General features: G+C 67.2%; 15 protein-coding genes. 8 read left to right on the forward strand and 7 right to left on the reverse strand.

Translation table 11 applies throughout. The features are described 5' to 3' along the window. Positions 1–24 precede the first annotated feature (24 nt). The 6 genes from QX126_RS27465 (at position 25) to coaA (ending at position 4,171) form a co-directional block, all read left to right on the forward strand. Positions 25–549 carry a DUF2628 domain-containing protein gene (locus QX126_RS27465; RefSeq protein ID WP_315740429.1) on the forward strand — a complete coding sequence of 175 codons (525 nt, stop codon included), beginning with the start codon at positions 25–27 and terminating at the stop codon, positions 547–549. Then, the gene (gene hisH / locus QX126_RS27470) at positions 546–1,196 is read left to right on the forward strand and encodes an imidazole glycerol phosphate synthase subunit HisH (RefSeq protein WP_315740430.1); all 651 of its coding nucleotides are present in this window, start codon (positions 546–548) and stop codon (positions 1,194–1,196) included. The genes QX126_RS27465 and hisH overlap by 4 nt, the downstream gene beginning before the upstream one ends. A 60-nt stretch (positions 1,197–1,256) precedes the next feature. Continuing rightward, positions 1,257–1,991 (forward strand): 1-(5-phosphoribosyl)-5-[(5-phosphoribosylamino)methylideneamino]imidazole-4-carboxamide isomerase, encoded by a 735-nt coding sequence (gene hisA / locus QX126_RS27475; RefSeq protein WP_315785014.1) that lies wholly within the window; start codon positions 1,257–1,259, stop codon positions 1,989–1,991. Positions 1,992–2,002: 11 nt separating this feature from the next. Then, a complete protein-coding gene (gene hisF / locus QX126_RS27480) occupies positions 2,003–2,779 on the forward strand; it encodes an imidazole glycerol phosphate synthase subunit HisF (RefSeq protein WP_315785017.1) in 777 nt (258 codons plus the stop codon). A gap of 78 nt (positions 2,780–2,857) precedes the next feature. Then, complete coding sequence (locus QX126_RS27485) at positions 2,858–3,181, forward strand: phosphoribosyl-ATP diphosphatase (RefSeq protein WP_257167618.1); 324 nt, start codon at positions 2,858–2,860, stop codon at positions 3,179–3,181. A gap of 33 nt (positions 3,182–3,214) precedes the next feature. Then, positions 3,215–4,171 (forward strand): type I pantothenate kinase, encoded by a 957-nt coding sequence (gene coaA / locus QX126_RS27490; protein WP_315740433.1) that lies wholly within the window; start codon positions 3,215–3,217, stop codon positions 4,169–4,171. Between the two features lie 48 nt (positions 4,172–4,219). Here the strand turns inward: coaA and QX126_RS27495 are convergent, their stop codons facing one another. From QX126_RS27495 to QX126_RS27505, 3 genes are all read right to left on the reverse strand, one after another. Then, positions 4,220–6,457 (reverse strand): PAS domain-containing hybrid sensor histidine kinase/response regulator, encoded by a 2,238-nt coding sequence (locus QX126_RS27495; RefSeq protein ID WP_315785020.1) that lies wholly within the window; start codon positions 6,455–6,457, stop codon positions 4,220–4,222. A 128-nt stretch (positions 6,458–6,585) separates the two neighbouring features. Continuing rightward, positions 6,586–6,813 carry a hypothetical protein gene (locus QX126_RS27500; RefSeq protein WP_315785023.1) on the reverse strand — a complete coding sequence of 76 codons (228 nt, stop codon included), beginning with the start codon at positions 6,811–6,813 and terminating at the stop codon, positions 6,586–6,588. A 102-nt stretch (positions 6,814–6,915) separates the two neighbouring features. Further along, positions 6,916–8,454, reverse strand: coding sequence for a YifB family Mg chelatase-like AAA ATPase (locus QX126_RS27505; protein WP_315785025.1), 1,539 nt, complete (start codon positions 8,452–8,454; stop codon positions 6,916–6,918). A 232-nt stretch (positions 8,455–8,686) separates the two neighbouring features. On the opposite strand from QX126_RS27505, the gene QX126_RS27510 reads away from it, so the two are divergent. Beyond that, a complete protein-coding gene (locus tag QX126_RS27510) occupies positions 8,687–9,757 on the forward strand; it encodes a DUF2336 domain-containing protein (RefSeq protein WP_315785028.1) in 1,071 nt (356 codons plus the stop codon). A 19-nt stretch (positions 9,758–9,776) separates the two neighbouring features. Here the strand turns inward: QX126_RS27510 and QX126_RS27515 are convergent, their stop codons facing one another. From QX126_RS27515 to QX126_RS27530, 4 genes are all read right to left on the reverse strand, one after another. Continuing rightward, the gene (locus QX126_RS27515; RefSeq protein WP_409999129.1) at positions 9,777–10,610 is read right to left on the reverse strand and encodes an outer membrane lipoprotein carrier protein LolA; all 834 of its coding nucleotides are present in this window, start codon (positions 10,608–10,610) and stop codon (positions 9,777–9,779) included. A 123-nt stretch (positions 10,611–10,733) separates the two neighbouring features. Beyond that, positions 10,734–13,205, reverse strand: a complete 2,472-nt coding sequence (locus tag QX126_RS27520) for a DNA translocase FtsK (RefSeq protein WP_315785030.1) — start codon at positions 13,203–13,205, stop codon at positions 10,734–10,736. A gap of 11 nt (positions 13,206–13,216) precedes the next feature. Then, positions 13,217–14,431 (reverse strand): aminotransferase class I/II-fold pyridoxal phosphate-dependent enzyme, encoded by a 1,215-nt coding sequence (locus tag QX126_RS27525; protein WP_315785033.1) that lies wholly within the window; start codon positions 14,429–14,431, stop codon positions 13,217–13,219. 645 nt (positions 14,432–15,076) lie between these two features. After that, the gene (locus QX126_RS27530; RefSeq protein ID WP_315716967.1) at positions 15,077–15,265 is read right to left on the reverse strand and encodes a hypothetical protein; all 189 of its coding nucleotides are present in this window, start codon (positions 15,263–15,265) and stop codon (positions 15,077–15,079) included. Between QX126_RS27530 and bamA the strand changes: the two genes are divergently transcribed. After that, positions 15,216–17,717, forward strand: coding sequence for an outer membrane protein assembly factor BamA (bamA, locus tag QX126_RS27535; RefSeq protein WP_315785035.1), 2,502 nt, complete (start codon positions 15,216–15,218; stop codon positions 17,715–17,717). The genes QX126_RS27530 and bamA overlap by 50 nt on opposite strands. Positions 17,718–18,002 lie beyond the last annotated feature (285 nt).

The following is an 18,002-nucleotide window of genomic DNA, read 5'->3' on the forward strand; positions in this document are numbered from 1 at the left end:
CGCTTCCCTCAAGGGATCATCGACATGCCTGTCTATACGGTTCACGCTCCCCTGGCCGCCGGGGTCGATCTGCGTTCGACCGACCGCTTCGTCTTCATCCGCGACGGCTTCCATTTCTGGGCCGCGGTGCTCGGCGCCGTCTGGCTGGCCTGGCATCGCCTCTGGCTTGCGATGCTCGTCTGGGCCGTGCTGATGATCGCGCTCGACGTGATCCTGGTGCGCGTCGGCGTCAACGGCGGTGCGATTGCCGGCATCGATCTGTTGTTCGCGATCCTGCTCGGGCTCGAAGCCTCCAGCCTGAAGCGCTGGAGCTACTCGCGCGGCAATTGGCGCCAGCTCGACGTCGTCGTCGCCGATGATCTCGATGCCGCCGAGCGCCGCTTCTTCGAGCGCTGGGCCGCCCGGCGCAGCACGCTCGGCTACGACAATCATACCGTCGATCGCGGCGCGGCGCCGCCGACCCGCGACAACGGCAATGGCCTGCACCCGCCGCCGCTGCCGCACGCCAGCATCATTGGCTTGTTTCCCGAACCCGGAGGTGGACGATGAGTGTTGCAATCATCGATTACGGCTCCGGCAATCTGCATTCCGCCGCCAAGGCGTTCGAGCGCGCGGCGCGCGGCATGGCGGATCCGCAGAAGGTCGTCGTCACGCGTGATCCCGACACCGTGTATCGCGCCGACCGCATCGTGCTGCCCGGCGTCGGCGCCTTCGCCGATTGCCGCCGCGGCCTCGACTCCGTCAACGGCATGCTGGAGGCGATGACCGAAGCCGTCCGCCACAAGGCGCGGCCGTTCTTCGGCATCTGCGTCGGCATGCAATTGATGGCAACGCGCGGCAAGGAGCATGTCACCACCGACGGCTTCGACTGGATCGCCGGCGACGTCGAGAAGATCGCCCCTCGTGACGAGAGCCTGAAGATCCCGCACATGGGATGGAACACGCTCGACCTGGTGCAGGAGCATCCGGTCCTGGAGCGGCTGCCGCTCGGGCCGAAGGGCTTGCACGCCTATTTCGTGCACTCCTATCACTTGAATGCGGTCAACGAGAACGATGTGCTGGCGCGCGCCGATTACGGCGGTCCGATCACGGCGATCGTCGGCAAGGACACCGCGATCGGCACCCAATTCCATCCCGAGAAGAGCCAGCGTTTCGGTCTCGCCCTCATTTCCAACTTCCTGAAATGGAAGCCGTGAGCGCTTCCGTCCTGTTCGCCGCAAGAGGCGGACAGGGCGCGCTCGTGAAAGACAACTGATATGATCCTGTTTCCCGCCATCGATCTGAAGAACGGCCAGTGCGTGCGCCTGGAGCAGGGCGACATGGCGCGCGCCACCGTGTTCAACCTCGATCCCGCCGCGCAGGCCAAGAGCTTCGCCGACCAGGGCTTTGAATATCTCCACGTCGTCGACCTCGACGGTGCCTTCGCCGGCAAGCCTGTCAATGCGCAGGCCGTCGAGAAGATGCTGGAGGTCGTCAAGATGCCGGTGCAGCTCGGCGGCGGCATTCGCGATCTCAAGACGGTCGAGGCCTGGCTCGGCAAGGGCATCACCCGCGTCATCATCGGCACCGCAGCGGTGCGCGATCCCGAACTGGTGAAGACCGCTGCGAAGGCCTTTCCCGGCCGCGTCGCCGTCGGCCTCGATGCCCGCGACGGCAAGGTCGCGGTCGAAGGCTGGGCGGAGACGTCCGAGGTCACCGCGCTCGACATCGCCAAACGCTTCGAGGACGCCGGCGTCGCCGCGATCATCTTCACCGACATCGCCCGCGACGGCCTGCTCAAGGGCCTCAACCTCGACGCTACGATCGCGCTCGGCGATGCCATCTCGATTCCCGTGATCGCCTCCGGCGGCCTTGCCTCGATCGAGGACGTCAGGGCGATGCTGACACCGCGTGCGAAAAAGCTCGAGGGCGCTATCGCTGGCCGCGCGCTCTATGACGGCCGGCTCGACCCGGCGGAGGCGCTGGCGCTGATCCGCGCGGCGCGCGCGTAGGAGAGAACAGGATGTTCAAAGTCCGTGTCATTCCCTGCCTCGACGTCAAGGACGGACGGGTCGTCAAGGGTGTCAACTTCGTCAATCTGCGCGACGCCGGCGATCCGGTCGAGGCCGCGATCGCCTATGACGCCGCCGGCGCCGACGAGCTCTGCTTCCTCGACATCACCGCCACCCATGAGAACCGCGGCATCATGCTGGACGTCGTCCGGCGCACGGCGGAGGCCTGCTTCATGCCGGTCACGGTTGGCGGCGGCGTGCGCACCATCGACGACATCAAGACCCTGCTGCGCTCCGGCGCCGACAAGGTCTCGATCAATTCGGCCGCGGTGAGCAGGCGCGAATTCGTCAAGGAGGCGGCCGAGAAGTTCGGCGAGCAGTGCATCGTGGTCGCGATCGACGCCAAGTCCGTGTCGCGGCCGGGCGGCGGCAGCCGCTGGGAGATCTTCACCCATGGCGGACGCAAATCGACCGGCATCGACGCGCTGGAATACGCCCAGGAGGTGGTCGCGCTCGGTGCCGGCGAGATCCTGCTGACGTCGATGGACCGCGACGGCACGCGCCAGGGTTTTGACCTGCCGCTGACCCGGGCGGTCGCCGACAGCGTGCCGGTGCCGGTGATCGCCTCCGGCGGAGTCGGCAATCTCGACCATCTGGTCGACGGCATCCGCGACGGCCGCGCGACTGCGGTTCTGGCCGCCTCGATCTTCCATTTCGGGGAATTTACCATCCGGCAGGCCAAGGAGCACATGGCGCGCCAGGGCCTGCCGATGCGGCTCGATCCCTGACGACATTGCGCCGCAAAAATGTTAGATGAACGCTGGTCCGGCCGCCGTGGTTCGGGCAGGCGTTCCGAGTACCGGCTGATGTCCCGTTTCACGCTTCACGATCTCGCTGCCATCATCGACGCGCGCGCCGCGGCGGGCGGCGAGGCGTCGTATACGCGCAAGCTGCTCGACAAGGGCCCGGCGCAATGCGCCAAGAAGATGGGCGAGGAGGCGGTCGAGACGGTCATCGCCGCTGTTGGCACCGACCGCGAGCATCTGATCTCCGAAAGCGCCGATCTGCTGTTTCATCTGTTGGTGTTGTTGAAGTCGCGCGACGTCCGGCTCGAGGAGGTCGAGGCGGCGCTCGGCAAGCGCACCGGTCAGTCGGGGCTGGAAGAAAAGGCGTCGCGCAAGACGGAGTAGGGCGCGTCGGCCGGGGAAACGAAGGGCAGCGTCATGGATATGCGCACCACCGAACAACAATATAATCCGTACCGCGTCTTCACCCGCGAGCAATGGGCCGAGCTGCGCAACGACACGCCGATGACGTTGGAGCCCGGCGAGTTCTCCAAGCTGCGTTCGATGCACGATCGCCTCGATCTCAAGGAGGTCGAGGACATCTATCTGCCGTTGTCGCGACTGCTGTCGATGTATGTCGACGCGGCGCAGCGGCTGTACTACGCGCAGCGCCAGTTCCTCGGCATCCGCGACCGCAAGATGCCCTACATCATCGGCGTTGCCGGCTCGGTGTCGGTCGGCAAGTCCACCACCGCGCGCGTGCTGCAGGCCCTGCTGGCGCGCTGGTCGCCGCGGCCGAAGGTCGATCTCATCACCACCGACGGTTTCCTCTATCCGAACGCGGTCCTGGAGCGGCAGGGCCTGATGCAGAAGAAGGGCTTTCCGGAAAGCTACGACCTGCCGCGGCTGCTCGGCTTCCTCTCCGACATCAAGGCCGGCCGGCATCAGGTGCGCGCGCCGGTCTACTCGCATCTCACCTACGACATCGTCCCCCATCAGTGGGTCGAGATCGACCAGCCGGACATCCTCATCGTCGAAGGCGTCAACGTGCTGCAGACCGGGCCGCTGCCGCGTGACGGCAAGGCCGTGCCGGTCGTCTCCGACTTCTTCGACTTCTCGGTTTACATCGATGCCGACGAGGCGATCCTGCGCAAATGGTACGTCAAGCGCTTCCTGTCGCTGCGCGACACGGCGTTCCATGATCCGCGATCCTACTTCAACCGCTACGCGCTGCTGTCGGACGAGGAGGCCATCGCCACTGCGATCGCCATCTGGGAGCGCACCAACCTGGCCAATCTCGAGGACAACATCCTGCCGACAAGGCCGCGCGCGACGCTGATCCTGAAGAAGGGCGCGGACCACGAGGTCGAGACGGTGGCGCTCAGGCGGTTGTGAGCGTGGCCCGCGAGCGTAGCGCTGAACTGATCCGCTCCAACTAATTACTTACGCCGCCACCTGTCGCGCCGCCGCCAGATTCGCCAGCGCCTCGTCCAGCTTGTCGCGATCGATCGGCTTGACCAGGAAGCCATCCATGCCGGCCTCGAAGCAGGCGTAGCGGTCCTCGACCAGGGCATTGGCCGTGAGCGCCAGGATCGGCGTGCGCCGGCCCGGCTCGCTGGCCTCGATGGCGCGGATGCGCTTGGCGGCGGCAATGCCGTCGAGCTTCGGCATCTGCACATCCATCAGGATCAGATCATAGGGCGCGCCGGCCGAGCGCGCCGCGAGCCAGGAGTCCAGCGCGGCTTCGCCATGCACGGCGATGTCGGCGTGGTGGCCGAGCTTGGTCAGCAGCGAGCGCATCAGCAGCGCGTTGATGTCGTTGTCCTCGGCGACGAGGATGGACAGGCTCCCGCCGGCCTGAACCGCAATCGGCGGCGCGATCGGGATCGGATCGTCAGCGAGCGCCGGGACCGTTCCATCGGTGTCAAAGCTCACGCGCGCGGCGAGCGAGGCGGCCCGCAGCGGCTTGACCAGATAGCCGTTGAACGGCGCCGCTGGGGTCAGCTCGTGGCGGCTCGCCGGCGTGACCAGCACGATCAGCCGTGTCGTGTGATGTTGCGCGGCCCCGCCCAGACGGAGCGACGCGTCGCTGCCGATGGCGTCGTCGACCAGCACGGCGTGCCAGGCGCGTTCGGGCAGCAGGGCTTCCGCCACCTCGGCCTCGGCGACCAGGCAGGTCTGCGCGCCCCAGTTCTGCAGGCGCCGTTCGATCAGCTCGGCCTGCAGCCCGGCCGGCGCGACCAGCATGATCGACTGTCCCGCGAGGTCGGGGCCACGGAAACTGTTCTGCTCGCCGCGCTCCAGCGCCGGCGGCAGCGGCACCGACACCTCGAAGGTCGAGCCGGCGCCGAGCCGGCTCTGCAGCGCGATGCGGCCGCCCATGCGCTTGACGATCCGGTCCGAGATCGCCAGGCCAAGGCCGGTGCCGCCGAAGCTGCGCGCCACGCTGTCATCGGCCTGCTCGAATTCGCGGAAGATGCGCTCCTGCGCGTCGGCTGCGATGCCGATGCCGGTGTCGCGCACCTGGAAGCTGATCTCGTTCGGCCAGATCCCGGGCTCGGCGATCAGCGCGACGCCGCCCGAAGCCGTGAACTTGATGGCGTTGCCGGCGAGGTTGAGCAGCACCTGGCGCAGCCGCGCGGCGTCGCCGGTCACCCAGGTCGGCAGCCGCTCGTCGAGATAGGCCGCGATCTCCAGTTGCTTGGCCTGCGCCCGCGGCGCCAGCAGCTCGGTGATCTCCTCGATCAGCGTCGCCAGCGAGAAGGGCTGCGCCTCCAGCGCCAGCTTGCCGGCCTCGATCTTGGAATAGTCGAGCAGCTCGTCGATCAGCGACATCAAGGCTTCACCCGAGGTGCGAACCGCCTTGGCGTAGGTGGTCTGCTCCGGCGTCAGCTGCGTCTCGAGCAGCAGCCCGCTCATGCCGAGGATGCCGTTCAGCGGCGTACGGATCTCGTGGCTCGCCATTGCCAGGAACCGCGACTTGGCACGGTTCGCGGCATTGGCCTGGTCGCGCGCCTCCGCCAGCGCGCGCTCGGTCTCGGTGCGGTCGGTGACGTCGCGGCCGACACATTGCAGCACGGCGGGCTGGCCGGCGTCGGAACGCACCAGTGCCTCGCGCCATGCGATCCAGCGCGGCCCGATCGCGCTCTCGATGCGCTGGTCGTGGACGCGCGTGCCGTTCGGCTCCAGCGCGCTGTCGCCCTGCTCGATCAGCTCGAAGGTGAACGCGCTGCCGAGCAGCTTGTCGCGATCGAGGCCGGCGATCCGGCAATAGGCGTCGTTGACGAAGATGATGGTGCCGCCGTGCTCGCGCATGACGATGAGATCGCCCTGCTGCTCGAACAGATTGCGGGCGCGCTGCTCGGCTTCCTGCAGCTCCCAGTTCCGGTCGGCCAGCACTTCGTTGTGGAGCGCAATCTTGTGCATCTTCCTGGCGACGAAGCGCAGCCGCATGCTGAGCGTGGCCAGGCCGACGCAGGCGAGCGCGAACAGGAAGCTGGCTCCGATCGCGAACGTGTGTGGGTTATAGCCGGAGTTGTCGGAGATGCTGGCCTTGATGAAGCCGTACGCGCCGCCGAAGCCAGCGGAGAAGATCATCAGCGAGCGCAGGATCGCGAAGATGGTGCGATGACGGCGCATGAACCGGCGTAGCCGTAGCCTGACGTGAAAAATCGGTCCCATCTCGATCACCCCCGACGATTTTCGATCCCAATGTCATGGCCGGCCCGCACCATGCGGCGTCGGTATTGCTGAGACTTTGAAAGGTCGTGCACGCGCGATTCTGCCGTGCAGAGATGGTGAACCGGGCGTTAGCCCGGCTCACAGAACCGGATCGGTCGGTGATGAGGCGTGGTTGCGCGCGCGGGATCATCGGTGAAGTCGACATGGAGATCGGCGTGAAAGGGCGCGGAGCCGAGCGAGACGCTGTCGGCACCGACGGCAATGCAGGGCTGCGGGGAGGGCGCCAATTCGAGTCTGGCAATGACCGCCGCCGCGATCAGCGGCACGGCCGAGACGAGGACCTTGAAACGCAACATGATACGCACCGACGCGGAAGGCCTGATGACGGAACGCGGGCCCTATGGTTGTCGGAGCGTAAAGAGAAGTCGTTACCAGAGTGTTGAGGGGGCGGGGCGCCTTTACGCCGCATGGCGATTGTCCTCCGCCAGCGCGCGATACGACAGCGCCTCGGCCAGATGCAGCCGGCCGATCGCCTCGGCGTGGTCGAGATCGGCGAGCGTCCGCGCCACGCGCAGCACGCGGTGATAGCCGCGGGCGGACAGCCGCATCGTCTCGGCGGCTTCGCGCAGCAGCTTCTGGCCGGGCGCATCGAGCCTGGCGATCTCGTCGAGCACGGCGGCCGGCGCCTCGGCGTTGGTACGGATGTGCGGCAGGCCGGCTTTGGCGTAGCGGGCGCGCTGCAGGTCGCGCGCGGCCGCGACGCGGGCCGCGACCTCGGCCGAGCCTTCCTTGGAAGGCGGCAGGATCAGGTCGGCGGCGGTGACCGCGGGCACCTCGATGCGCAGGTCGATACGGTCCATCAGCGGGCCGGAGATGCGCATCTGATAGTCGGCGGTGCAGCGGTCGATGCGGCCGCGTTTGCAGGCGTAGCCGGGCTCGAAGGCATTGCCGCAGCGGCACGGATTCATCGCCGCCACCAGCATGAAGCGGGCAGGGTAGGTGACGCGGTGGTTGGCGCGCGAGATCGAGACCTCGCCATTCTCCAGCGGCTGGCGCAGCGAATCCAGCACCCGTGGATCGAACTCCGGCAGCTCGTCGAGGAACAGCACGCCCTGATGCGCCAGCGAGATCTCGCCGGGGCGGGCGCGCAGGCCGCCGCCGGTCAGCGCCGCCATGCTGGCGGAATGATGCGGGCTGCGGAACGGCCGGCGTGACGTCAGCGCGCCGCCCTCGATCTCGCCGGCGACCGAGGCGATCATCGAGACTTCCAGCAGCTCCGCCGGCGACAGCGGCGGCAGGATCGAGGGCAGCCGCGCCGCCAGCATCGACTTGCCGGCGCCGGGCGAGCCGATCATCAGCAGATGATGCCCGCCGGCGGCCGCGATCTCGAGCGCGCGCTTGCCGCTCTCCTGGCCCTTGATGTCGCGCAGGTCGAGCAGGCTTGCGGGTGCCTCCTGGATCTTCGGCTGCGGCCGCGACAGCACCTGCGTGCCCTTGAAATGGTTGGCGATCTGGATCAGCGAGCTCGCCGCGATGATCTGCAAGTCCGGGCTCGCCCATGCCGCCTCGGCGCCGCAGGCGGCCGGGCAGATCAATCCTTCCTCGCGCGCATTGGCGCCGATCGCCGCCGGTAGCACGCCGGCGACTGGCGCGATCGAGCCGTCGAGGCCGAGCTCGCCGAGCACGGTGAAGCCGCCGAGCGCATCCGGCGGAATGGCGCCGATCGCGGCCATCAGCCCCAGCGCGATCGGCAGATCGTAATGGCTGCCTTCCTTCGGCACGTCGGCCGGCGCGAGGTTCACGGTGATGCGCCGCGCCGGCAGCGCCAGGCCCGAGGCGATCAGCGCCGAGCGCACCCGCTCGCGCGCTTCCGACACCGCCTTGTCCGGCAGGCCGACGATCGCAAACGCCGGCAGGCCGGGTGCGACCTGGACCTGCACGTCGACCGCGCGGGCCTCGATCCCCTCGAAGGCGACGGTGGAAACGCGCTGGACCATGATGCCCCTCCCAGCGACCAAGCTAGCGGAAGCAGGGATTGTTCGCAAGAACAATACAGGAACACGGTCGTTGCCACGCTCTGTTGCAGTCCATTAACGACAGCCGCGCGGGTTGCAGCTCCGTCCGCCGGGCTTAACGCCCCTTTAGTCCGGCCTTCGCATTCTTCCTCAATTGATGATCGACCCGCGCCTCCGTCAAAAGCCGAGGGAGGCGCCCAACGAGGGACGTGCGATGCCTCCAGCGCCTGCGGCAGCTCCGACCGCCAAGACGCCCGCCGGTGATGCGCGGACGGTGTCCGAGCTCGCCACCGACTTGCTGCGCCGGACGACCAGCCTGTTCCTGGCCGGTCCGCGGCCCGCATCGGACGAGCAGCTCGATCTCTACGATCAGATGTTCGCTCGGCTGATGCCGCAGGTCGCGACCGAGCTGCTGGCCGAGCTGAGCATGGCGCTCGCCGGCGTGGAGCGCGCGCCTTACGCCACCGCGCGGCTGCTCGCCGTTCACCCCGAATTGCGCGTCGCCGGGCCGATGCTGGCCAAGGCGGCGGTGCTGACCGAGCGCGACTTCGCCGAATTCATCCGGACCGGCAGTCCGGCCCATCTCGTCGCGCTCGCCAGCCGACGCGGCATCGGCGACAGCCTCACGACGCAGCTGATCGCACGCGGCTTTCCGGCGGTGCGTATGGCGCTGGCACAGAACCTCTCCGCCCGGCTGTCCGAGGATGGCTATCGCAGCCTGTTCAAGATCGCCGAGCGCGACGAGGATCTCGCCGAAAAGCTCGCGCTGCGCACAGATCTGCCGGCCAAGCTGTCGCGGGCCTTCGTCGCCGCGGCCAGCGAGGGCGCCCGCGCCCGCTTCATCAAGGCCGCGCCGCCGGCGACCCGCGCCACCCTGCAGGCGACGCCGACCCGCTCGCCCGGCGCGGCAATGCGCGCGATCTGGGATTATCAGCAGGTCAAGGCCGAGGTTGCCGCCCTCAGCCGCACCGGAAAGCTCGGCGACTCCGCCGTCAACCGCTTCTGCGCCACCGGCGATTTCCCTGCCGTGATCGCAGCGCTGGCGCTGCTCTGCGTCGTCACCATCGAGACGATCGAAGCGCTGCTGGAGGAGGATCGTCTCACGGATCTGCTGCTGGCCTGCAAGGCGGCGCGGCTGAGTTGGGCGACGACGTCGATGATCCTGCGCGGCCGGCCCGGCTGCGACGTGCTTCCGGCCGATGACCTCGAGGAGGCGCGCAAGCGCTTCGAGAAGCTTGCACTGTCCGAAGCGCAATGGAAGGTGCGCGGCCTCGAATCGCGCTGAGCGAGCGCGAGAGGCGGCGTCAGCCCGGCGGCGTGCTCGGATAGGCCGTGAAGTCGATCTTGAACATCGCCGGATCGAGCTTCTTGGTCGTATCGAGATTGTAGACGGCAATCGTGGTGTCGTAGCCCTGCGGATCGGTCACGGTCCACTGCTTGAGCTGGCCGTCCTTGACGCCGAGCATCAGCATCAGCCGGCTGGTGCCGATCAGCGCCTGCTTCTCCTCGATCGTGATCGTGACGTAGAGGTCGTCGGCCGCGACCGCGATCACGTTGGTGTCCTTGAGCAGGTCGATGCGGTCCGACAGCAGATAGCGCAGCGGCGTCTGCGACAGCGGGTAGACGTCCTGGGTCGCGAGCTTGCGGTCGCGCACGACCAGCGAGGAGCCGTCGGCGATGATGTCGATCGGCGTCGGCGGCTCGTATTCGAAGCGGACCTTGCCCGGCTTCTGGATGTAGAAATCGCCCTTGGTCTTGCTGCCGTCCGGGCCGACCTGGACGAAGTTCCCGACCAGCGTCTGCAGCGACGACAGATAGGCGCTGACCTTGGCCGCCTGCGCCTTCTGGTTGGCGTCGAACGAGGTGAAGATGCTGGCCGGCACGTTGCGCCGGGGATCGGGAATGATCGGATTGGGCGGGGCGGTCTGGGTGGTCGAAGGGCTCTGGCCCGAGCGCTGCTGGTCGGAGGCGCTGAGCTGGGAGCCGCTCTTCGGGCCTGATTTCGGAGCCGGCGTGCCCTGCGCGGCGGCGTGACCGGACGCACCGGCGACAGAGCATGTCGTCACGGCGCAGGCGACCAGCCAGGCGCAGATCCGGCGCCCGCGCGAAGCTGCGTGATACGAAAACGTGCTGTTCAACAAGGAGCTTTTCAAAACGACGTCCTGAGTTTTACGCGTTCTATCCCGGATCGGGCGGGCAGCGTGATCGTAATCGCGTGAAGATCGGGCACCGAAGCGGCGTTTCTGCGGCCATCGGGGCCGTCAGAATCCGCCTTCCTCCTCGGGCACCAGGATCTCGCGCTTGCCGGCGTGGTTGGCCTGGCCGACGATGCCTTCCTGTTCCATCCGCTCCATCAGTGAAGCGGCCTTGTTATAGCCGATCTGCAGCCGGCGTTGAATGTAGCTGGTCGAGGCCTTGCGGTCGCGCTTGACCACCGCGACCGCCTGGGAGAACAGGTCGTCGCCGCCGCCGCCCATGCCGGTGGCATCGAACACGGCGCCATCCTCCTCGCTCGGCTCCTCGGCGGTGACCGCCTCGAGATATTCCGGCGAGCCCTGTGCCTTCAGGTGCTTGACGACCTTCTCGACCTCCTCGTCGGAGCAGAACGGGCCGTGCACGCGGCTGATGCGGCCGCCGCCGGCCATGTAGAGCATGTCGCCCTGGCCGAGCAGCTGCTCGGCGCCCATCTCGCCGAGAATGGTGCGGCTGTCGATCTTGGAGGTGACCTGGAAGGAGATGCGGGTCGGGAAGTTCGCCTTGATGGTGCCGGTGATGACGTCGACCGACGGGCGCTGCGTCGCCAGGATGACGTGCAGGCCGGCGGCGCGCGCCATCTGGGCGAGGCGCTGCACCGTGCCCTCGATGTCCTTGCCGGCGACCATCATCAGGTCGGCCATCTCGTCGACGATGATGACGATGTAGGGCAGGGGATCGAGGTCGAGCTTCTCCTCCTCGTAGATCGCCTTGCCGGTCTCCTTGTCGAAGCCGGTATGGACGGTGCGCGTCAGCTCCTCGCCCTTGGCGCGCGCTTCGCCGAGACGGGCATTGTAGCCGTCGATGTTGCGCACGCCGAGCTTGGCCATCTTCTTGTAGCGCTCCTCCATCTCGCGCACGGCCCATTTCAGCGCGACGACGGCCTTCTTCGGATCGGTCACGACCGGCGTCAGGAGATGCGGAATGCCGTCATAGACCGACAGTTCGAGCATCTTCGGGTCGACCATGATCAGCCGGCACTGGTCCGGCCGGAGCCGGTAGACCAGGCTCAGGATCATGGTGTTGATGGCGACCGATTTGCCCGAGCCGGTGGTGCCGGCGATCAGCATGTGCGGGGTGCGGGCGAGATCGATGATGATGGATTCGCCGCCGATGTTCTTGCCGAGGCACAGCGGCAGCTTGGCGACGCTCTCGGTCGCCTCCTTGGCGACGAGCAACTCGCGCAAATACACCTTCTCGCGATGCGCGTTGGGCAGCTCGATGCCGATGGCATTGCGGCCGGGCACGACGGCGACGCGCGCCGACAGCGCGCTCATCGAGCGGGCGATGTCGTCGGCGAGGCCGATGACGCGCGACGATTTGATGCCCGGTGCCGGCTCCAGCTCGTACAGCGTGACGACCGGACCGGGATGCGCCTTGACGATCTCGCCGCGCACGCCGAAATCCTGCAGCACGCCTTCCAGCGCGCGCGAATTGGCCTCGAGCTCGCTCTTCGACAGCGGCTGGCGGTCGGACGATTTCGGCGCCGCCAGCATCGAGACCGAGGGCAGGTCGTATTTGTCGTTGGACTTGCGCGCCGGCGTCTTGGCCGCGGGCTTCTTGCGGGCGCGGGGAGCGGGCTCCTCCTCCTCTTCTTCGTCCTCGCCTTCGTCGGCCTCGTCCTCGTCGCCGCCGTGCTCGTCCATCTCGGGCGCGAGCGTCGGCTTGCCCTGGCCGCGGCCCAGGCTCGGCTCCTGCCGGCTTGCGGCGGCGGCGCGCGGCTGCGGGCCTGATGACACCAGTGCGCGGTAGGCCGTGCTCAGGAACCAGACGACCTGCGCCTTGGCGCTCATGATGGCGTGGAACACCCAGCCGAGCCGGATCGCCTTGCGGTCGTCGTCGTCCTCGGGGTCGGCCAGCGGCGTGTCGTCGTCCTCATCCGCGAGCAGGCTCGGATCGGCTTCCTTCGCGCCCATGCCGCCGGCTACCAGCAGGCAGCCGATCATCGCAACCAGAAGAAGGGCGCCGAGCACCAGCCGATAGATCATACCGGGCGGACCGAACACCACGGCCGGTGCGCGCACCAGGGCGTCGCCGACCACGCCGCCGAGACCGGTCGGCAGCGGCCAAGCGTGCGAGCGCGGCCAGCAACTGGCAAGTCCGGCGGCGATGACGGCGCCGAGCACCCAGGCGCCGAAGCGCAGCGCCTCGCGATCGAACGGCCGGTGCGTCATCATGCGCCAGCCGCGGATCGCGATCGGCAGGATGACCATGATGGCGCCGAGGCCGAAGATCTGCATCAGGAGATCGGCGCCGATCGCGCCGGGATAGCCGACGATGTTGCGGATCGCGCGCGAGGTGGCGTGGCTCAGGCTCGGGTCCTGCACCGACCAGGTCATCAGCGCCGCCGCGGCGATGCCGGACAGGCCGATCAGCGCGAGGCCCGCGAGCTCGCGCAGCCGCCGCACCAGCGCGTCGCGCAGCGACGTCGGCAGGTGGTTGACCAGGGGAATGACTCGTTCGATCGCCGGCATCTGCATCAGCCCCGCGATTATCCCAGGACCTCGACCAGCCGGTGCAACGCCTCACCGGTGGAGTCGGCATCGGCCACCAGCGCCAGCCGGATATAGCCGACGCCTGGATTGAAGCCGTCGGCTTGCGGCCGCGCCAGGTAGCTGCCGGGCACAACCCGCACGCCGGCGTCGCGATACAGCCGCAGCGTCACCTCCTCGTCGCCGCCGCGATCGGCGACGTCGAGCCAGACGCAGAAGCCGCCATCGGGCCGCCTGTAGCCATAACGGTTGCCGATGATCTGGTCGGCGAGGTCGAACTTGGCCCGGTACAACCGCCGGTTGTCCTCGACATGTGCCTCGTCGCCATAGGCGGCGACGGCCACGTGCTGCAGCGGCACCGGCACCTGCGGCGCCGCGACGTTGCGCAGCTCGTGAAAGCCCGCGAGGAATCTGCGGTCGCCGGCGGCGAAGCCGATGCGCATGCCCGGCACGTTGGAGCGCTTCGACAGCGATTGGAACGCGACGACGTTGGCGTAGTCGGGGCCGGCATGCTCGAGCATGCTGCCGGGCGCCTGTCGCGTGTAGATCTCCGAATAGCACTCGTCGCTGAAGATCAGAAAGCCCCAGCGGTCGGCGAGCCGGACCAGCTTGCGCATGTAGTCCGGGCTGGCCACCGAGCCTTGTGGGTTGGCTGGCGTGGCGATGTAGAAGGCGACGGTGCGCGCCAAGGTCGCCTCGTCGATCGCATCGAGGTCGGGCAGGAAGCCGTTGTCGCGCGTGGTCGGCAGATAGATGGAGTCGCAGCCGGCGGTACGGGCGCCGACGCCATACACCGGATAGAACGGGTTCGGCATCAGGATCGCCGATCGTCCGCGGCGCGGGCCGACATGGCGGAGCGCGGCATGGGCGGCGAAGAACAGGCCCTCGCGGCTGCCGTTCAGGACGAGAACCTCGTGCTCGGGATCGATCGCGCGCGGCAGCGCGAATCGCCGCGCCAGCCAGCCGGCGGCCGCCTTGCGGAACGGCTCGATGCCCTTGGCGGCCGGGTAGCGGCCGAACTCGGCGATGTGCTGGGCCAATACAGGCCCGACGAAGTCCGGCACCGGATGCTGCGGCTCGCCAACGGCGAGCGTGATCATCGGCTTGCCCGGCTTGTAGGGGGCGAGCAGCTCGTTCAGCCGCGCAAACGGCGAGCGTTCGCTCTCCGAATGGCTGGCGCCAGCGGGCGCGGGGGATGAAGCGGTCATTGCCATACGTAAAACGCGCGCCAAACCAGTGGAAGCCGCCGATCGCCCATGAACCGGTGCCTTTGTGGTCACCATAGGTGGGGCGAGGTTAAGACGCGATTAACCATCGGCGCTGCCGCCCGTTTTGATCGGTTTTTCCGGCCCGATCCAGAGGCAATTTCGCAACAGCGGCGGACATTGTGGTGATTCGGGTGGGGCGGCGGGAACCGTAGGAGGGCAAGGCGACCGCCGAGCAGCGCATCCGCGGTCAGACCGTGGGCATGGCGCTGCCGCGACCTCGGATGGAGCCGCGGCACTACCGCCTCCGCCCATCCTACGGGCCATCGGCTCGCGCGCGAGGGAAAAGGGCGGCCCGGTGCGCCGGAATATCAATGGGAATCTACGCGCACCGGGCCTTGGCCGAACTACTTGGGGGCTTAGTTCGGATGACGATCAATTAGCACCCTCGTTTTTCCCTCGTATTGCCAACTTCCGAAGATTTGTAGAATTTGATTTCGGAAGCCACCGAATGCGGCGCGGCCGGGCCGATTGCTTAACGGAGATGTCCGTCTCAGCCGTGGCTTTCTGGTCGCAGCGCGGGCGACGCACTTATTAGCTGCTCATGCCCTCTGCCGCTCGGTTGGCCCGAGAATCTTGTCTGACCGGAAACACTCAGTCACATCCAGCATCATCAGACATTTCACGAAACGAGATCGGCGCATCGCGACCATCTTTGACGGGCATCAGCGATTCCGGTGGCGTGCCGACGAACGTCTGCGCGCCGAGGACTCTGACTTTCGAAAGAGCGTCGATGATGCGTCTGAGACTGCCGGGCGTGCTTGCCCTGATGCTGCTGGCCATGCCCGTTTCCTCGCTGCCCCGCATGGCCGCGGCGGCACCCGCCGTCGCCAGCGCGATCACCGTCGAGGGTAACAGGCGCGTCGAATCCGACACCATCCGCTCCTATTTCAAGCCGGGTCCCACCGGCACGCTCGATGCCGGCCAGGTCGACGACGGCCTCAAGGCCTTGGTCCAGACCGGCCTGTTCGCCGACGTGAAGATCGACCGGCAGGGCGGCCGGCTGATCGTGCGCGTGGTCGAGAATCCCGTGATCGGCCGCGTCGCCTTCGAGGGCAACAAGAAGGTCAAGGACGAACAGCTCACGGCGGAAGTGCAGTCGAAGCCGCGTGGCACGCTGTCCCGTCCGATGGTGCAGTCGGACGCGCAGCGCATCGCCGAGATCTATCGCCGCTCCGGCCGCTACGACGTGCGCGTCACGCCGGAGATCATCGAGCAGCCCAACAACCGCGTCGACCTCGTCTTCACCATCGAAGAGGGCGTCAAGACGGGCGTGAAGTCGATCAGCTTCGTCGGCAACAACACCTATTCCGCCGCGCGCCTGCGCGACGTCATCAAGACGCACGCAACGAACTGGCTCAGCTTCCTCGGCAACAACGACGTCTACGACCCCGACCGCGTCGAGGCCGATCGCGACCTCATCCGCCGCTTCTATCTGAAGAACGGCTACGCCGACGTTCAGGTCGTCGCGGCGCTCAGCGAATATGACCCGGACCAGAAGGGCTTCCTGGTCACGTTCCAGATCGAGGAGGGCCAGCAATACCGCGTCAGCTCGGTGCAGTTCCAGTCGAGCGTCGCGGCGCTCGACGCCAACACGCTGCGCGGCTATTCGCGCGTCAATGTCGGCGCGCTCTACAACGTCGAGCAGCTCGAGAAATCGGTCGAGGAGATGCAGATCGAAGCCTCGCGTCGCGGCTTTGCCTTCGCCGTCGTGCGTCCGCGCGGCGACCGCAATCTGGAAGCGCATACGGTCGCGATCGTGTTCCAGGTCGACGAGGGCCCGCGCACCTATATCGAGCGCATCACCATCCGCGGCAACACCCGCACCCGCGACTACGTGATCCGGCGCGAGTTCGATCTGTCCGAGGGCGACGCCTACAACCGCGCGCTGGTCGACCGCGCCGAGCGCCGGCTGAAGAATCTGGACTTCTTCAAGGAGGTGAAGATCACCGCGGAGCCGGGGTCGTCGAGCGACCGCGTCATCATCGTGGTCAATCTGGAGGAGAAGTCGACCGGCGACCTCTCCGTTTCCGGCGGCTATTCGACCACCGATGGCGCGCTGGGTGAGGTCTCGGTTTCGGAGCGCAACTTCCTCGGCCGCGGTCTGTACGCCAAGGCGTCCGTGAGCTACGGCCAATACAGCAGGGGCGTCTCGCTGTCCTTCGTCGAGCCCTATCTGCTCGACAACCGGATCGCGCTCGGCCTGGATGTCTACTACAAGCAGCAGCTGGCGAACAGCTATACGAGCTATGGTGTGACGACGATCGGCTTCAGCCCGCGGCTCGGCTTCCAGTTGCGCGAAGACCTCTCGCTCCAGCTGCGATACTCGCTCTACCGCCAGGAGATATCGCTGCCGTCCTACTACAAGAACTGCAACAACAACGCCGCCAACAGCCTGCTCGCCTTCAACCCGACCCCGGCCTACATCAAGAGCGTGCTCGGCGGCGTCGATCCGACCAATTCGACCAGCTCGGGCTATTATGGCTGGGGCTGCTACGGCGATGGCGAATCGAGCCTGCCGGTCCGCAAGGAGCTGAGCGACGGCGCCGCGCTGACCTCCGCGCTCGGCTACACGCTCAGCTACAACACGCTCGACAACAACAAGAACCCGACGGATGGTCTGCTGATCGACTGGAAGCAGGATTTCGCCGGCGTCGGCGGCAACGTCAGCTACCTCAAGTCGGCGGTCGACGCGAAGTATTACTCGCCGCTGGTGGCCGATATCGTCGGCATCATCCACCTGCAGGGCGGCATGCTGAACAAGATCGGCGACAAGGATCTGCGGATGCTCGACCACTTCCAGATGGGACCGAGCCTGGTGCGTGGCTTCGCCTCGAACGGAATCGGGGCGCGCGACATCACTTATGCGAGCCTCGGCGCGACTGGCGACGCGCTCGGGGGCACCAAATATTGGGGCGCCTCGGCGGAGCTGCAGATGCCGTTCTGGTTCCTGCCGAAGGAAGTGGGCTTGAAGGGCGCCGTCTATGCCGATGCCGGTTCGCTGTGGGGCTATCAGGGCCCGACCTCCTGGGCGGCGACCGGCGAGGTCAACACCGCGACCTGCAAATGCGGCCTGCTGTACGATGACAGCAAGGTGGTGCGCTCCTCCGTCGGCGTCGGCCTGATCTGGGCCTCGCCCTTCGGCCCGCTCCGCTTCGACTACGCGGTGCCGCTGTCCAAGGGCAAATACGACACCGTCCAGGAGTTCAGGTTCGGCGGCGGCACGTCGTTCTGAGTGCGGATGAAGCAGGCTTGATTGATCTGCGAGCGTTGGAATCTCGCCTTGACGCCAGCGGCGGTGCGCTCCCCTCCCCCTTGCGGGGAGGGGTCGGGGGTGGGGGTCCACGAATCATGCTCGACATGAGAGTCAAAGCCCATGCCCTGATATCGGCGATAGCGCCGCTTGCTGTTCGCCCGGCGTTCACGCCACTGAAGTCAGCGCCCTGACCGACCGGGTTGATCCCTGACATTTTGGACCGGGCTGATCCCTGACACTATTCGATCACTGCTGTGTTGTCTC

Source organism: Bradyrhizobium sp. SZCCHNPS1003 (assembly GCF_032381555.1).
In the GTDB taxonomy this organism is placed as follows: Bacteria; Pseudomonadota; Alphaproteobacteria; order Rhizobiales; family Xanthobacteraceae; genus Bradyrhizobium.

Coding starts and splice junctions, on each gene's coding strand:
- QX126_RS27465 (WP_315740429.1), top strand. CDS start 25: ATGCCTGTCTATACGGTTCACGCTCCCCTGGCCGCCGGGGTCGATCTG.
- hisH (WP_315740430.1), top strand. CDS start 546: ATGAGTGTTGCAATCATCGATTACGGCTCCGGCAATCTGCATTCCGCC.
- hisA (WP_315785014.1), top strand. CDS start 1,257: ATGATCCTGTTTCCCGCCATCGATCTGAAGAACGGCCAGTGCGTGCGC.
- hisF (WP_315785017.1), top strand. CDS start 2,003: ATGTTCAAAGTCCGTGTCATTCCCTGCCTCGACGTCAAGGACGGACGG.
- QX126_RS27485 (WP_257167618.1), top strand. CDS start 2,858: ATGTCCCGTTTCACGCTTCACGATCTCGCTGCCATCATCGACGCGCGC.
- coaA (WP_315740433.1), top strand. CDS start 3,215: ATGGATATGCGCACCACCGAACAACAATATAATCCGTACCGCGTCTTC.
- QX126_RS27495 (WP_315785020.1), bottom strand. CDS start 6,457: ATGGGACCGATTTTTCACGTCAGGCTACGGCTACGCCGGTTCATGCGC.
- QX126_RS27500 (WP_315785023.1), bottom strand. CDS start 6,813: ATGTTGCGTTTCAAGGTCCTCGTCTCGGCCGTGCCGCTGATCGCGGCG.
- QX126_RS27505 (WP_315785025.1), bottom strand. CDS start 8,454: ATGGTCCAGCGCGTTTCCACCGTCGCCTTCGAGGGGATCGAGGCCCGC.
- QX126_RS27510 (WP_315785028.1), top strand. CDS start 8,687: ATGCCTCCAGCGCCTGCGGCAGCTCCGACCGCCAAGACGCCCGCCGGT.
- QX126_RS27520 (WP_315785030.1), bottom strand. CDS start 13,205: ATGCAGATGCCGGCGATCGAACGAGTCATTCCCCTGGTCAACCACCTG.
- QX126_RS27525 (WP_315785033.1), bottom strand. CDS start 14,431: ATGGCAATGACCGCTTCATCCCCCGCGCCCGCTGGCGCCAGCCATTCG.
- bamA (WP_315785035.1), top strand. CDS start 15,216: ATGATGCGTCTGAGACTGCCGGGCGTGCTTGCCCTGATGCTGCTGGCC.
- QX126_RS27530 (WP_315716967.1), bottom strand. CDS start 15,265: ATGGCCAGCAGCATCAGGGCAAGCACGCCCGGCAGTCTCAGACGCATC.